Source organism: Streptomyces sp. NPDC002328 (genome assembly GCF_042890065.1).
Taxonomy (GTDB): domain Bacteria; phylum Actinomycetota; class Actinomycetes; order Streptomycetales; family Streptomycetaceae; genus Streptomyces.
Window position 1 is genome coordinate 901,286 of the sequence record NZ_JBIARQ010000001.1, and the last position, 15,569, is coordinate 916,854.

Annotated in this window: 10 protein-coding genes and 1 pseudogene; 3 read left to right on the top strand and 8 right to left on the bottom strand. The window is 72.0% G+C overall.

The window, feature by feature from the left end:
- Together ACFYX4_RS04015 and ACFYX4_RS04020 are read left to right on the top strand one after the other, a co-directional pair.
- Window positions 1–3,083 (top strand): HAMP domain-containing protein (locus ACFYX4_RS04015; protein ID WP_389325380.1); only part of this gene is annotated, 3,083 nt, incomplete at its 5' end.
- A 10-nt stretch (window positions 3,084–3,093) separates the two neighbouring features.
- A pseudogene (locus ACFYX4_RS04020) lies at window positions 3,094–3,408 on the top strand (two-component system response regulator); the annotation flags it as partial.
- A gap of 85 nt (window positions 3,409–3,493) precedes the next feature.
- Here the strand turns inward: ACFYX4_RS04020 and ACFYX4_RS04025 are convergent.
- A complete protein-coding gene (locus tag ACFYX4_RS04025; RefSeq protein WP_389325382.1) occupies window positions 3,494–5,377 on the bottom strand; it encodes an AMP-dependent synthetase/ligase in 1,884 nt (627 codons plus the stop codon).
- 202 nt (window positions 5,378–5,579) lie between these two features.
- Window positions 5,580–7,448, bottom strand: coding sequence for a translation elongation factor 4 (gene lepA / locus ACFYX4_RS04030; protein WP_389325385.1), 1,869 nt, complete (start codon window positions 7,446–7,448; stop codon window positions 5,580–5,582).
- A 242-nt stretch (window positions 7,449–7,690) separates the two neighbouring features.
- Here lepA and rpsT point away from each other — a divergent pair, with 242 nt between their 5' ends.
- Window positions 7,691–7,957 carry a 30S ribosomal protein S20 gene (gene rpsT, locus ACFYX4_RS04035; RefSeq protein WP_363088202.1) on the top strand — a complete coding sequence of 89 codons (267 nt, stop codon included), beginning with the start codon at window positions 7,691–7,693 and terminating at the stop codon, window positions 7,955–7,957.
- 374 nt (window positions 7,958–8,331) lie between these two features.
- On the opposite strand, the gene holA is transcribed toward rpsT, so the two are convergent.
- The 6 genes from holA to ACFYX4_RS04065 all read right to left on the bottom strand — a co-directional run bounded on the left by holA (window position 8,332) and on the right by ACFYX4_RS04065 (window position 15,561).
- Window positions 8,332–9,318 (bottom strand): DNA polymerase III subunit delta, encoded by a 987-nt coding sequence (gene holA / locus ACFYX4_RS04040; RefSeq protein ID WP_389325388.1) that lies wholly within the window; start codon window positions 9,316–9,318, stop codon window positions 8,332–8,334.
- Between the two features lie 130 nt (window positions 9,319–9,448).
- Window positions 9,449–9,694, bottom strand: a complete 246-nt coding sequence (locus tag ACFYX4_RS04045) for a hypothetical protein (RefSeq protein WP_389325391.1) — start codon at window positions 9,692–9,694, stop codon at window positions 9,449–9,451.
- Entirely contained in the window at window positions 9,687–10,556 is an 870-nt protein-coding gene (locus ACFYX4_RS04050; protein ID WP_389325394.1) for an arylamine N-acetyltransferase, read from the bottom strand. The genes ACFYX4_RS04045 and ACFYX4_RS04050 overlap by 8 nt, the downstream gene beginning before the upstream one ends.
- 4 nt (window positions 10,557–10,560) lie before the next feature.
- The gene (locus ACFYX4_RS04055) at window positions 10,561–13,425 is read right to left on the bottom strand and encodes a ComEC/Rec2 family competence protein (protein WP_389325397.1); all 2,865 of its coding nucleotides are present in this window, start codon (window positions 13,423–13,425) and stop codon (window positions 10,561–10,563) included.
- Window positions 13,422–14,603: a helix-hairpin-helix domain-containing protein gene (locus tag ACFYX4_RS04060; RefSeq protein WP_389325400.1), complete on the bottom strand. Its 1,182-nt coding sequence runs from the start codon at window positions 14,601–14,603 to the stop codon at window positions 13,422–13,424. Before ACFYX4_RS04060 ends, ACFYX4_RS04055 begins: the two co-directional genes overlap by 4 nt.
- A gap of 112 nt (window positions 14,604–14,715) precedes the next feature.
- Window positions 14,716–15,561: a DegV family protein gene (locus tag ACFYX4_RS04065; protein WP_389325403.1), complete on the bottom strand. Its 846-nt coding sequence runs from the start codon at window positions 15,559–15,561 to the stop codon at window positions 14,716–14,718.
- Between the last annotated feature and the right edge of the window lie 8 nt (window positions 15,562–15,569).

Here is a 15,569-nt window from a genome sequence, read left to right on the forward strand (position 1 = left end):
CGACCATCAACACCATGGTCGACCAGCTGTCCGCCTTCGCCGACGAGGTCACCCGGGTCGCCCGCGAGGTCGGCACCGAGGGCAACCTCGGCGGCCGGGCCCAGGTGCGAGGCGTCTCCGGGGTCTGGAAGGACCTCACCGACAACGTCAACTTCATGGCGGACAACCTGACTTCGCAGGTCCGCAATATCGCCCTCGTCTCCACGGCCGTCGCCCAGGGCGATCTGGGCAAGAAGATCACGGTGGAGGCGAAGGGCGAGATCCTGGAGCTGAAGTCGACCATCAACACCATGGTCGACCAGCTGTCCGCCTTCGCCGACGAGGTCACCCGGGTCGCCCGCGAGGTCGGCACCGAGGGCAACCTCGGCGGCCAGGCGCAGGTGCGGGGCGTCTCCGGGGTCTGGAAAGACCTCACCGACAACGTCAACTTCATGGCGCTGAACCTGACTTCGCAGGTCCGCAACATCGCGCAGGTGACGACGGCGGTCGCCAACGGCGACCTGTCGAAGAAGATCACCGTGGACGCCCGGGGCGAGATCCTGGAGCTGAAGGACACCGTCAACACGATGGTGGAGCAGTTGCGCGCCTTCGCCGACGAGGTGACCCGGGTGGCGCGTGAGGTCGGCACCGACGGGCGGCTGGGCGGGCGCGCTCAGGTGCTGGGCGTGTCGGGCGTGTGGCGGGACCTCACCGACAACGTCAACTACATGGCGGACAACCTGACTTCGCAGGTCCGCAATATCGCGCAGGTGGCCACCGCCGTGGCCCAGGGCGATCTGTCGCGGAAGATCGACGTGGACGCGCGCGGCGAGATCCTGGAGCTGAAGACCACCATCAACACGATGGTCGACACGCTGTCCTCGTTCGCCTCCGAGGTCACCCGGGTGGCCCGCGAGGTGGGCTCGGAGGGCCAACTCGGCGGCCAGGCGCGGGTGGAGGGCGTGTACGGCACCTGGAAGCGGCTGACGACCAACGTGAACGAGCTGGCGCTGAACCTCACCACCCAGGTCCGGGCGATCGCCGAGGTGGCCTCCGCGGTGGCCCAGGGCGACATGTCCCGTTCGATCTCCGTGGAGACGCGCGGCGAGGTCGCCGAGCTGAAGGACAACATCAACCTGATGGTGGCCAACCTGCGCGAGACGACCCGCGCGAAGGACTGGCTGGAATCCAACCTCGCCCGGCTCGCCGCCCTGATGCAGGGCCACCGGGACCTGATGGAGGTCGCCGACCTGATCCTGCGGGAGCTGACCCCGCTGGTGAACGCCCAGTACGGCGCCTTCTACCTGGCCGACCCGGACCAGGACGCGGCGGTGCGGACGACGGTCCCGGCCAAGGGGCTCGCGTTCATCGCCGGTTACGGCTCGGCGGAGGGCGCGACCGTGGAGACGGGCGGCCTGCCGGTGCACGGCCTGGTCCACCAGGCGGCCCGCGAGAAGAAGCGGATCCTGGTCGAGGAGGCCCCGCCGCACTACATCAAGATCAACAGCGGTCTGGGCGAGGCCTCCCCCACCACGATCGTCATCATCCCGATCCTCTTCGAGGACAAGCTCCTCGGCGTGATCGAGCTGGCGTCCTTCTCCCGCTTCTCCGATGTGCACCTGGCCTTCTTCGACCAGTTCGTGAACACCATCGGCGTCGCCATCAACACGATCATCGCCAACTCCCGTACGGAGTCGCTGCTCGGCGAGTCCCAGCGGCTGGCGATGCAGCTCCAGGAGCGCTCCGACGAACTCCAGAAGCAGCAGGCGGAGTTGCAGCGCTCCAACGCGGAACTGGAGGAGAAGGCAGCGCTGTTGGCGACCAGCTCGCAGTACAAGTCGGAGTTCCTGGCCAACATGTCCCACGAGCTGCGCACGCCCCTGAACTCGCTGCTGATCCTGGCCCGGCTGCTCTCCGACAACCCCGACGGCCATCTCTCCGACCAGGAAGTCCAGTTCGCGACGACGATCCACCGCTCGGGCTCGGACCTCCTGCAACTGATCAACGACATCCTGGACCTGTCGAAGATCGAGGCCGGCCGGATGGACGTACGCCCCAAGCGGCTGCCGCTCATCAAGCTGCTGGACTACGTCCACGCCACCTTCCGCCCGGTCACGCTCGACCGGAGGCTCGCCTTCGAGGTGGCGGTCGGCGAGGACGTGCCGCGCGAGATGTACTCGGACGAGCAGCGGCTCCAGCAGATCCTGCGCAACCTGCTCTCCAACGCGATCAAGTTCACCGCGTCCGGCCGGGTGGAGCTGCGGGTGAACCGGGTCAAGGATCCCGAGCACCGCTATGTGAAGAGCAGCGACGAGGTGATCGCCTTCACGGTCTCCGACACCGGCATCGGCATCGCGCCCGAGAAACTCCCGGTGATCTTCGAGGCGTTCCAGCAGGCCGACGGCACCACCAACCGCAAGTACGGCGGCACGGGCCTCGGTCTGTCCATCAGCCGGGAGATCGCGGGCCTGCTCGGCGGTCGCATCGTCGCCGAGAGCGAGCCCGGCAAGGGCTCCACGTTCACCCTGTACGTCCCCGTCGTCAGCCCCGGCCACGCGGCCGCCGCCGAGCGCACCGCGTCGGCCCTGCCCGCCGAACCGCATCCGGCCGCGCACGACGCCGACGACTCATGGCCGGCCCCCACCAAGCTGGAGGCCTGGCAGGTGGGCCGGGCCGGACAGGTGCTGCCCGGCCGCCGGGTGCTGATCGTGGACGACGACATCCGCAACGTCTTCGCGCTCACCCACGTCCTGGGCCGGGTCGGCATGCCCGTCCTGTACGCGGAGAACGGCCGCGAGGGCATCGAGACGCTGGAGCGCAACCCGGACGTCGAACTCGTCCTGATGGACATCATGATGCCGGAGATGGACGGCTACGAGACCATCGCCGCCATCCGCCGCACCCCGCGCTGGACGGGGCTGCCCATCGTCGCCCTCACCGCCAAGGCGATGCCCGGCGACCGGGAGAAGTCCATCGCCCGGGGCGCCAACGACTACGTGCCCAAGCCGGTGGACGTCGACCGGCTGCTGACGGTCGTGTGCGCCCTGCTGGATCCCGAGGGCGCCGAGGACGAGGAGCCCGCCGGCCAGGCACCGACCGAGTGAGGGCACCGTCATGAGCGCCGAGGCACCCTTCGACGAACGCGCCGGGATCCTCCTCGTCGACGACATGGAGGACAACCCGACCGCCCTGGAGGCGGTCCTGGTCTCCCTCAACCAGCCCCTGGTACGGGCCCGTTCGGGCGAGGAGGCGCTGAAGGTCCTGCTGCGGCGCCGGATCGCCCTCGTCCTCCTCGACATCCGCATGCCGGGCATGGACGGCGTCGAGGACGACTCCGGCTACACCTTCCGCGGCTACGCCACCGGAGCGGCGGACTACCTACAGAAACCTTTCGACCCGTGGGTACTGAGAGCCAAGGTGAATGTGTTTAGGCCAGGGGCGCGAGGAACTGCGCGACCAGCCCAATCAGACCCGCAGCCGCCACGCAGTCCCCGGCCACCCCTCCGAGAACGCGCTACGCCTCCCGCGTCCCCGCGTACATCTCATCGATCAGATGCTTGTACTCCCGCTCGACCACCGGCCGCTTCAGCTTCAGGCTCGGCGTGATCTCCCCGTGCTCCACATCGAGATCCCGGGGCAGCAGCCGGAACTTCTTGATCGTCTGCCACTTCTGGAGCCCCTGGTTCAGCTGCTCGACGTACCCCTGGACCAGGGAGACGGTCGCCGGCGCGGCGACGACCTCCGCGTACGACTTCCCCGCGAGCCCGTTCTCCGCGGCCCAGCCCAGGATGGACACCTCGTCGAGGGCGATCAGCGCGGTGCAGAAGTTCCGGTCCGCCCCGTGCACCAGGATGTTCGACACGTACGGGCAGACCGCCTTGAAGTGGCCCTCGACCTCGGCCGGCGCGATGTACTTGCCGCCCGACGTCTTGATCAGGTCCTTCTTGCGGTCGGTGATCCGCAGGTACCCGTCGGCCGACAGCTCGCCGATGTCGCCGGTGTGGAACCAGCCGTCCGCCTCCAGCACCTCGGCGGTCTTCTCGGGGAGCCCGTGGTAGCCCTCCATGATGCCGGGCCCGCGCAGCAGGATCTCGCCGTCCTCCGCGATCCGCACCTCGGTGCCGGGCAGCGGCTTGCCGACCGTGCCGGTGCGGTAGGCCTCGCCCGGGTTCACGAAGGAGGCCGCGGAGGACTCGGTCAGGCCGTAGCCCTCCAGGATGTGCACCCCGGCGCCGGAGAAGAAGTAGCCGATCTCGGGGGAGAGCGCCGCGCTGCCGGAGATGCAGGCGCGCAGGTTCCCGCCGAACGCCTCACGGATCTTGGAGAAGACGAGCGCGTCGGCGACCTTGTGCTTCGCGCCGAGTCCGAACGGGACGGAGGCGGTGCCGGTGCGCCGGAAGTTGTCCTGGGCGGCCTTGGCGTACTCGCGGGAGACCCCGGCGGCCCACTGGAAGATCTTGTACTTGGCGCCGCCGGCGGCCCGTGCCTTCGCGGCGACCCCGTTGTAGACCTTCTCGAAGATGCGGGGCACGGCCGCCATGTAGGTCGGCTGCACGACCGGCAGATTCTCGATGATCTTGTCGACGCGGCCGTCGACGGCGGTGACGTGCCCGACCTCGATCTGTCCGGAGGTCAGCACCTTGCCGAACACGTGCGCGAGCGGCAACCACAGGTACTGCACGTCCTCGGAGCTGACCAGCCCGGTCGCGGCGATCGCCTTCGCCATGTACGACCAGTTGTCGTGCGGCAGGCGCACGCCCTTGGGGCGGCCGGTGGTGCCGGAGGTGTAGATCAGCGTCGCGAGCTGGTCCTTGGTGATCGCGCCGACCCGCTCCTTGATCAGCTCAGGCTCCTGCTCCAGCCTGGCAGCGCCGCGCTTCTCCAGCTCGTCCAGGGTGAGGATCCAGTCGCCGGTCTCCACGCTCTCCAGGCCCGCCGCGTCGACGACGATCACATGGGTGAGCTCGGGCAGCTCGGGGCGCTTCTCCACCGCCTTGGCGAGCTGGGCCGCGTCCTCGGCGATCAGCACCCGGCTCGCGGAGTCGGACAGGATGTACGCCGACTCCTCGGCGTTGGTCTGCGGGTAGATCGTCGTCGTCGCCGCGCCGGCGCACATGATGCCGAGGTCGGCGAGGATCCACTCGATCCGGGTGGACGAGGCGAGCGCCACCCGCTGTTCCGGCTGTACGCCCAGTTCGATGAGTCCCGCCGCGATGGCGTACACCCGCTCGGCGGCCTGGGCCCAGCTCAGCGACTTCCAGTCGTCCGGCCCCTGGCCGGACGCGGCCGGCACGGGATGGCGATAGGCCTCCGCGTCGGGCGTGGCCGACACGCGCTCCAGGAAGAGGCCCGCGACGGACGGCGGACGGTTCTCGATCAAAGTCTGTGTGTCGCTCACGACATCCTCCGGGGCCCGCGACGATGCGGCTGGCTCAGTGCGGCTGTTGTTTAACTCGCGAGTAACTATCGAGCAGGCTTCAGCGTAAAGGGCGACCGCCCGGCACGTAAGGGGTCACGTACTGTCACTTTCTACAGACCACAGGCACGGGGCCCGCCGCGCAACCGCGCGACGGGCCCCGCGACACCCGTGTCGCCCCGGCCTACTTCTTGCCCTTGGCCGACGCCGAGCCGTCATCGCTGCTGAGCACGGCGATGAAGGCCTCCTGCGGAACCTCCACCGAACCCACCATCTTCATCCGCTTCTTGCCCTCCTTCTGCTTCTCCAGCAGCTTGCGCTTACGGGAGATGTCGCCGCCGTAGCACTTGGCGAGGACGTCCTTGCGGATGGCGCGGATGGTCTCGCGGGCGATGACCCGGGAGCCGATGGCGGCCTGGATCGGCACCTCGAAGGCCTGCCGCGGGATGAGCTCGCGCAGCTTGGCGACGAGCCGCACACCGTAGGCGTACGCGGCGTCCTTGTGGGTGATCGCGGAGAAGGCGTCCACCTTGTCGCCGTGCAGCAGGATGTCGACCTTGACCAGGGAGCTGGTCTGCTCGCCGGTGGGCTCGTAGTCCAGCGACGCGTACCCGCGCGTCTTCGACTTCAGCTGGTCGAAGAAGTCGAAGACGATCTCCGCGAGCGGAAGGGTGTAGCGGATCTCGACCCGGTCCTCGGAGAGGTAGTCCATGCCGAGCAGGGTGCCGCGCCGGGTCTGGCACAGCTCCATGATCGAGCCGATGAACTCGGTCGGCGCCAGGATGGTGGCGCGCACGACCGGCTCGTACACCTCGCTGATCTTGCCTTCCGGGAACTCGCTCGGGTTGGTGACCGTGTGCTCGGCGCCGTCCTCCATGACCACGCGGTAGACCACGTTCGGAGCGGTGGCGATGAGGTCGAGCCCGAACTCGCGCTCCAGCCGCTCCCGGATCACGTCCAGGTGGAGCAGGCCGAGGAAGCCGACGCGGAAGCCGAAGCCGAGGGCTGCGGAGGTCTCCGGCTCGTAGACGAGCGCGGCGTCGTTGAGCTGGAGCTTGTCCAGGGCCTCGCGCAGCTCGGGGTAGTCGGATCCGTCCAGCGGATACAGACCCGAGAAGACCATGGGCTTGGGGTCCTTGTAGCCGCCGAGCGCCTCCGTCGCGCCCTTGGCCTGGCTGGTGACGGTGTCGCCGACCTTCGACTGGCGGACGTCCTTCACACCCGTGATCAGGTAGCCGACCTCGCCGACGCCGAGGCCGTCGGCCGACAGCATCTCCGGCGAGTTGGTCCCGATCTCCAGCAGCTCGTGCGTCGCGCCCGTGGACATCATCCGGATCCGCTCGCGCTTGTTGAGCTGCCCGTCGATGACACGGACGTAGGTGACCACGCCGCGGTAGGAGTCGTAGACGGAGTCGAAGATCATGGCGCGGGCGGGCGCGTCCTTGACGCCGACCGGCGCCGGGACCTCAGCGACGACCTTGTCGAGCAGCGCGTCGACGCCCAGGCCGGTCTTGGCGGAGACCTTGAGCACGTCCTCCGGGTCGCAGCCGATGAGGTTGGCGAGCTCCTCGGAGAACTTCTCCGGCTGGGCGGCCGGCAGGTCGATCTTGTTCAGCACGGGGATGATCTTGAGGTCGTTCTCCATCGCCAGGTAGAGGTTGGCGAGGGTCTGGGCCTCGATGCCCTGGGCGGCGTCGACGAGGAGGACGGTCCCCTCGCAGGCGGCGAGCGACCGCGAGACCTCGTAGGTGAAGTCGACGTGCCCGGGGGTGTCGATCATGTTGAGGATGTGCGTGTTGTCCTTGTCGTGGCTCGGAGCCCACGGCAGACGCACCGCCTGCGACTTGATCGTGATACCGCGCTCGCGCTCGATGTCCATGCGGTCGAGGTACTGGGCACGCATCTGCCGCTGCTCGACCACACCGGTCAGCTGGAGCATCCGGTCGGCGAGCGTGGACTTGCCGTGGTCGATGTGCGCGATGATGCAGAAGTTGCGGATCAGTGCCGGGTCGGTACGGCTCGGCTCGGGCACATTGTTAGGGGTCGCGGGCACGCAGGGTCCTGTCTCTTGAGGCGCCTTATGCCTCGGGTCGGATCTATACGTAGGTTCCATGGTCCCACGGGCGGCGACCTGGAAGCGGTTTGGGCCACTCTCCCGCCCGCTGGTACGCTGGGTGGCTGTGTCTCATGCCCTCTCAGCACGAGGCACGTCATAAGAAATCACCTGGTACGGGCCTGGATCCTCCCTCGCGGAGATCCTCCTGGCCCCGTGCCTGAACCTGTAAAGGCTCATTCGTGGCGAACATCAAGTCCCAGATCAAGCGGATCAAGACCAACGAGAAGGCTCGGCTGCGCAACAAGGCCGTCAAGTCCTCCCTGAAGACCGCGATCCGCAAGGCCCGCGAGGCCGCTGCCGCGGGTGACGTCGAGAAGGCCACCGAGCTCCAGCGCGCTGCCGCGCGTCAGCTCGACAAGGCCGTCTCCAAGGGCGTCATCCACAAGAACCAGGCCGCCAACAAGAAGTCGGCGCTCGCTTCCAAGGTCGCGACCCTCAAGGGCTGACCCTTCTGATCTGACCGCCGGACGGACCCAGAGCGGGCCCTCTCTCATCCGCTCCCACCCGGCCCCCGGAACCGCGCGCGGCCTGCGTTCGCCACGCGGGCGCGGTTCCAGCACCGCTTGAACCGAAAGCCCCCGCTCCCGCCCTTCCCCAGGACGGACGCGGGGGCTTTCGGCTTGCGCGGCGGCTATGGGCTCGCGGGAGCTTGGGGTGGGGCGGGGTCAGGGGAGTGCGGGAGCTCGTGATCGCCGGTCCGGCAACCCCCTGAAGGGGCGCCGGACGGTGTCGATCTGCGGCTCCGCCGCGTGGGCGCGACCAGCCACGACGGTGCCGCAGGCAGCCGACTACGCACCCGGCACCACCAGCGGAGCGTCCCTCACCGACCCCTGGAACGCGCCGCCCGGGCGATCGTCACCACGGCCTTCTCCAGGGCGTACTCCGGATCGTCCCCGCCGCCCTTGACTCCCGCGTCCGCTTCGGCGACGGCCCGCAGCGCGACGGCGACCCCGTCCGGCGTCCACCCGCGCATCTGCTGGCGCACCCGGTCGATCTTCCACGGCGGCATGCCCAGCTCCCGCGCGAGGTCGGCCGGACGGCCCCCCCGCGCCGAGGACAGCTTGCCGATCGCCCGCACGCCCTGCGCGAGCGCGCTCGTGATCATCACGGGCGCGACACCGGTCGCCAGCGACCACCGCAGCGCCTCCAGCGCCTCCGCCGCCCGCCCCTCCACGGCCCGGTCCGCGACGGTGAAGCTCGACGCCTCCGCCCGCCCGGTGTAGTACCGCCCGACGACGGCCTCGTCGATGGTCCCCTCGACGTCGGCGACGAGCTGCGACACGGCGGACGCCAGCTCCCGCAGGTCGCTGCCGATCGAGTCGACCAGCGCCTGGCACGCCTCGGGCGTGGCCGACCGCCCGGTGGCCCGGAACTCCTGCCGGACGAAGGCCAGCCGGTCCGCCGGCTTGGTCATCTTCGGACAGGCCACCTCCCGCGCCCCCGCCTTGCGCGCGGCGTCCAGCAGCCCCTTGCCCTTGGCCCCGCCCGCGTGCAGCAGCACGAGCGTGATCTCCTCGGCGGGCGCCGAGAGATACGCCTTGACGTCCTTCACGGTGTCGGCCGACAGGTCCTGCGCGTTGCGCACGGCCACGACCTTGCGCTCCGCGAAGAGCGACGGGCTCGTCAACTCGGCCAGCGTGCCGGGCTGCAACTGGTCCGGGGTGAGATCCCGCACGTCCGTGTCGGCGTCGGCGGCCCGGGCGGCGGCCACCACCTCCTGCACGGCACGGTCGAGCAGCAGGTCCTCCTGCCCCACGGCAAGCGTCACCGGGGCGAGAGGGTCGTCGTTCGCAGTCTTCCTGGCCATTGCCCACAGCATCCCACGGCCCACTGACAACGGCGTCGGCCACGAGCGCTCCCCGACGCTTCGGCCCCGGTGCCGACGCACCCCGGCCCCCGCACCCCGGCTCCCGGTCTCGCCGCACCCCGGCGGAGCGTCACGGCTCCTCGCGCCACCCCTCCCACTCCCCCGCGAACGCGTCCAACTCCCCCGCGTCGAGCCGCTCCTCCTCGTCCCGCAGCACCACCAGCCACTGCGCGTCCTCCGCGTCGTCCTCGCCCGCCAACGCGTCCCGGACGACGTGCGGCTCCTCACGCACCCCGAACCGCTCCCTCAGCGCCTCGACGACCTCCTCAGCGGCATCCCGGTCCGGCAGCACCAGCACATGTCTCACATCACTCACGCCCCCATCCTCCCCGCACCTCCGGCACCCGCTCCAACCGGATCCCGAACCGCTCCCGGTACACCGCCAGCACCTCCTCGTCCTCCGTCAACTCCCGCTCCTCACCCGCCCCGTCGGCCGCCGTCACCTTCAACCGGCGTCCGCTCAGCGTGATCCGTCCCCCGTCCTCCGCGACCCGCGAACAGACCAGCGACCGTGTGAAGTGCGACTCCGGGGAGGTGCGGTGCCACCACGCCCCGGCCGCGAAGTCGCCCAGCGCCCGCGGCCGCACGTCGAGGCGGTACTCACGCGCCTTGTTGCGGACGACGTCCAGATCACCCGCCGAACGCCCCGCCCCGCCCTTCACCCCGGCCGCGTCCGCCCCGGCCTCCACGATCCGGAACACACCCCCGGGATCCTGCTGTTCGCCCCGGTGCTCCCACCGCAGCGGATAGTGACTGTGCGCCCCGAAGCCCACGTCGGCCAGCCACTCCCCCGCGTCCACCGTCCGCACCAGCAGCGCGAGATGGTCGTACGGGATCCCGAGCCGCCCCGCCTCCCCGTACACCCGGCCCATCACCAGCGTCACATCGAAGCCGAGCCCCCTGAGCAGCGCCCCGAACGCCCCGTTCAGCTCGTAACAGAAGCCGCCCCTGCGCTGCTCGACCACCTTCTCCACCAACCGCCGCTCCTCGAGGACGACCTCCTCTCCGAGGTGGACGGACAGATTCTCGAAGGGCACCGTCTGAAGATGCCGCAGATGCAGCTCGCGCAGCACGTCGACGGTGGGCCACGCCGGGTACGCGACCCCGAGGCGGCTCAGATAGGCCTCCAGCAGACGGGCGTCGAGCGGCGATGAGGAGGCGACCTGTGCGGAATCCATGCCCTCAGTCTCCCGCCACCCGCAGCTCCGCGCCCGTACCGGCGACCGCGAGTGCCCCGTCCCGGTCCGTCCGCAGCACCATCGCGCCCATCGCCCGCAGCGCCGCGACCGTGCCGGGAGCGGGATGCCCGTACCTGTTGTCCGCCCCGCAGCTGATCAGCGCGAGCCGCGGGGCCACCGCCCGTATCAGGTCCGGGTCCTGGTAGGCCGACCCGTGGTGGGCCACCTTGAGCACATCCACCCCGCCGCCCAGCAGCGCGGCCGCCGGCGAGCGCAGCAGCGCCCGCTGGGCCGGGGGTTCGAGGTCCCCGAGCAGCAGCATCCGCAGCCCGGCCGTGCGCACCAGCAGCGTCACGCTCGCGTCGTTCGGCCCGTCCGGCGCCGGCACCGGGGCCGGCGGCGGCCACAGCACCTCCCAGTCGAGAGGGCCGGCCCTCCGCCGCTCCCCCGCCACCGCCCGCACCACGGGCACCCCCCGGGCCCGCGCCTCCCTCCTCACGAACTCCGCCTGCTCCACGGGCTCCTCGAACCCCGTCGTCGCGATCGCCCCCACCGCCCGGCCCCGCAACACCCCCGGCAGCCCCGCCACATGGTCGGCGTGGAAGTGGGTCAGCACGACGAGCGGGACGCGGGTGACGCCCAGCGTGCGCAGGCACCGGTCGACGAGGACCGGATCCGGCCCGGCGTCCACCACCACACCGACGCCCGCCCCCGCCGCGAGCACGGTCGCGTCACCCTGCCCCACATCGCACATGGCGAGCCGCCAGCCCGGCGGGGGCCAGCCGGTGAGCACCCGGGTCAGCGGCGGCGGCTGCACCACGACGAGCAGCAGCAGCGCTCCGCAGATCCCGCACAGCCACGGATGCCGCGACAGCCGCCGCCCGAGCAGCACCAGCACGGCCGTGGCAAGGGCGAGCAGCAGCGCCCCGGTCCAGCCGCCCGGCCAGTCCAGCCCCGCGCCGGGCAGCGCCGCCCCGGTCCGCGCGACGTCCGCGATCCACCCGGCCGGCCAACTCGCGCACCACGCCAGCGCCTCGGCCACCGGCATCGCCACCGGAGCGGTCCCGAGCGCCGCGAAACCCAGCACCGTCGCCGGCGCCACCGCGAACTCCACGAGCAGATTGCACGGCACCGCCACCAGACTCACCCGCGCCGACAGCACGACCACCACCGGCGCGCACACCGCCTGCGCGGCCCCCGCCGCCGCCAACGCCTCCGCCAGCCGCGGCGGCACCCGCCGCCCGCGCAACGCGGCGCTCCAGCGCGGGGCCAGCGTCAACAGCGCTCCCGTCGCCAGCACGGACAACAGGAACCCGTAACTCCGCGCCAGCCACGGGTCGTACAGCACCAGCAACAACACCGCCGTCGCCAGCGCCGGGAGCAGGGACCTGCGGCGACCGGTCGCGAGGGCCAGCAGGACCACGGCTCCGCAGGCCGCCGCCCGCAGCACGCTCGGGTCGGGCCGGCACACGACGACGAACCCGAGCGTCAGCGCCCCGCCCAGCAGCGCGGTCGTCCTGAGCGGGATGCCGAGCCTCGCCGCCGGCCCGCGCCGTTCTACGTGCTGCGCCAGGCCGGGCGGGCCGAGGAGCAGGGCGAGCATGATCGTGAGGTTGCTCCCGGACACGGCGAGCGTGTGCGCGAGGTCCGTCTCCTTGAAGGCCTCGTCCAGCTCGGGCGTGATCCGTGAGGTGTCCCCGACGACCAGCCCCGGCAGCAGCGCCCGCGCGTCCGCCGGGAGCCCGTCGGTGGCCTCCCGCAGCCCGGCGCGCAGCCGCCCCGCCGTGCGCTGCGCAGCCGACGGCCCCCGCACCACCTCGGGCCCCGCCGGGTCCCGCACCCGCAGCACGGCCGCCGTCCGGTCCCCGCCGCTCAGCGCCGGCGTCAACCGCCCGGTCACCCGCACCCGGGTGGAGGGCAGCAGCCCGAGCCACCCCGCCCGCGCCGCCCGCTCGGCGGCCCCCGGCCGCTCGCCTCCCGCGAGATCCACGACCATCAACACCGGCGTCCGAGTCCCGACCACGGCCCTCGCCGCCCCCTCCACCCCCGCTGGCCCGGCCGCCCCCGCTGGCCCGGCCACACCCATCACCCCTGCTGGCCCGGCCACACCCACCGGCCCTGCCTCCCCGGCACTCCCCGCCGACCCCACAGGCCCCGTCGGCCCTGTCACCCCGGCACTCCCCGCCACGCCCACCGGCCCTGCCGCCCCGGCACTCCCCGCCGACCCCACAGGCCCCGCCGGCCCCGCCGGCCCCGCCGGCCCCGCCGTCCCGGCCTTCCCGGCCTTCCCGGCCGGCATTTCGACGCCACGCACCTCGACCCCGCGCACCTCGGCGTCGATCAGCACGGCGTCCGGGGCCCGGCGGTCACCGCTCCCCCGGGGCCGGGCGAGCCGTGGGTCGGAGGTGATCTCCACCTCGGCGGTGACCCTGGCGTACTCCTCGGCCAGCGCAGGCACCGGCCCCCGCCGCAGATCGGCCCCGTGCAGCCCGGCCGACGCGGCGGCCGCAGCCACGCAGAGCAGCACAGCGGCGACGGTCGCCCGCAACCGGCCGACCCGCACGCTGGAGGACGGCTCCCCGGCGGACGGCTCCCGGGCAGACCGCCCGCCGGACGACCATCCCCGCCGCCGCCCCCGCCACTCCGCGCCGAGGAGCACCCCGGTCACAGTCAGACAGACCACCACCGCACCGGTCACCACCCCCGGCGAGGCGTGCAGTGTCACCGCCGCCGTCGCCCAGGCCGCCAGCGCGGGCGGCACGAGCCGCAGATCCACCGGCCCCTTCTGCCGGGGGTGAGCGTCGCCCAAGCGCTTCCCGGAGTCAGCGTGTACGTCCCGCCGACGCGACGAGGCCTCGTCGTGCCTCATGGCCGTACGAGGTTCCGCAGGTCGGCGAAGCGTCGCTCGCCGATGCCGTTGACCTCGCGCAGTTCGTCCACCGACCGGAAACCGCCTTGCTGCGTGCGGTAGTCGACGATGTGCCGCGCCAGCACGGGCCCCACCCCCGGCAACGCATCGAGCTGCTCGACGGTGGCTGTGTTGAGGGAGACCGGAGCTCCCGGCGCGGTCCCCGCAGCGCCGCCCCCGGGCCCGCCGCCCGATCCTGCGGCCCCGCCCACGGCCGGGCCGCCCGCCGTGCCACCGCCCCCCGCCGGACCGCCGACGACGACCTGTTCCCCGTCGACCAGGAACCGCGCCCGGTTGAGACCGTCGGTGTCCGTGCCCGGCCGCACCCCGCCGGCCGCGTTCAACGCGTCGACGACACGCGACCCGGCCGGCAGCCGGTGGATCCCGGGTTTCCGCACCTTCCCACTGACGTCGACCACGATCTCGCCCGAGGCCGCACCCACCCCCACCCCCATACCGACACCCGCACCCGCATTCGCGCCGCCGGCAACCCCCGCCGTACCCCGCGCCCCCACCACACCCGACGCTCCGGATGCTCCGCCCGCACCGGCCCCCTCGCCCGGTCCGCTCCGCTCGCCTCCCGCGTGGGCTCCCGCCGCCCGCACCACCTCCGGCGCCCGCACCGGCTGGGCCCCGCCGGACCAGAAGTGCTGCACGGCGAAGGCCGCGACGGCGACGACGACCACGGCGAGGGCGAGCACGCTCCTGGGCTCCAGCCCACAGCGCGCCTGCACCCACACGGGCATCCGCTCCCGCAAGGCGAGCCCCACCCGAGCCCGCCAGTCCTCCGTCTCCGGACCGGCGCGGACCCCCGCCCGCCAGTCCCCCGCTTCCGGCCCGTCCGCCGCCGCCCGAGCCGCACCCCCACCGGTCTCCCCGGTGTCCCCGATGTCCCCGATGCCCCCGGCATCCCCGCCACCACGCACCCCCAGCGGCCCCGTCCCCAACTCCCTCCGTCGCACCGCCCGTTCCCCGAACAGCAGCTCCGCCCGCCGGCGCAGGTCCTCCGCCGGGGTATGACGGTCGTCCACCCGGCCGCGAGCGGGGTGACGTCGGTGTCGGAGACGTCCGTCGGAGCCGGGTCGCCGCCCGGGTCCGCTGGTCGGATTCGTCGTACGTGAGCGTGATCGAAGTGCCATGCGACGAGGATCGGACACTTCGCCGCACCGCGATGATCTTGCTCAGTTTCCGTGGACGGTGCCCCGGTTGTGGACAACTCCGTCACCCACACGAGTGGCCCTCACCGGCGCGTCACCGATGCGAGACCACAGCCCCCAACAACCCTGGCCCGGTGTGCGCACCGATCACCGCCCCCACCTCGCTCACATGCAGCTCCGCGAGACCGGGCACCCGGGCCCGCAGGCGGTCCGCGAGGGCCGCCGCCCGCTCGGGGGCCGAGAGATGGTGCACGGCGATGTCGACCGGAGCGCCGCCCGCCCGGTCGGCCACCAGCTCCTCCAGGCGGGCGATCGCCTTCGACGCCGTCCGCACCTTCTCCAGGGGCTCGATCCGGCCCCCGTCGAGCTGGAGCAGCGGCTTCACCGCGAGCGCGGAGCCCAACAGGGCCTGCGCGGCGCCGATCCGGCCGCCGCGGCGCAGATAGTCGAGGGTGTCGACGTAGAAGTAGGCGGAGGTGGCGGCGGCCCGCTTCTCCGCGGCCGTGACCGCCTCGTCGACCGTGCCGCCCGTCTCCGCGGTCTCGGCCGCCGTGAGCGCGCAGAAGCCCAGCGCCATCGCGATCATGCCGGTGTCCACCACCCGCACCGGCACCGGCGCCTCCCGCGCCGCGACGACGGCCGCGTCGTACGTGCCCGACAGCTCGGCGGAGAGATGCAGGGAGACGATGCCGGTGGCGCCGGACTCGGCGATGCGGCGATACGTCTCTGCGAAAAGCTGGGGGCTGGGGCGCGAGGTCGTGACGGAGCGTCGTTTCTGCAACGCCTGGGCGAGGGAGCGCGTGGAGATCTCGGTGCCCTCTTCGAGGGCCTGGCCGCCGACGACGACGGTCAGGGGCACCGCGGTGATGCCGTGGCGCTCCATCGTCCGCTGCGGCAGATAGGCCGTGGAATCGGTGACGATCGCGACATGGCGGGACATGAGCTGGA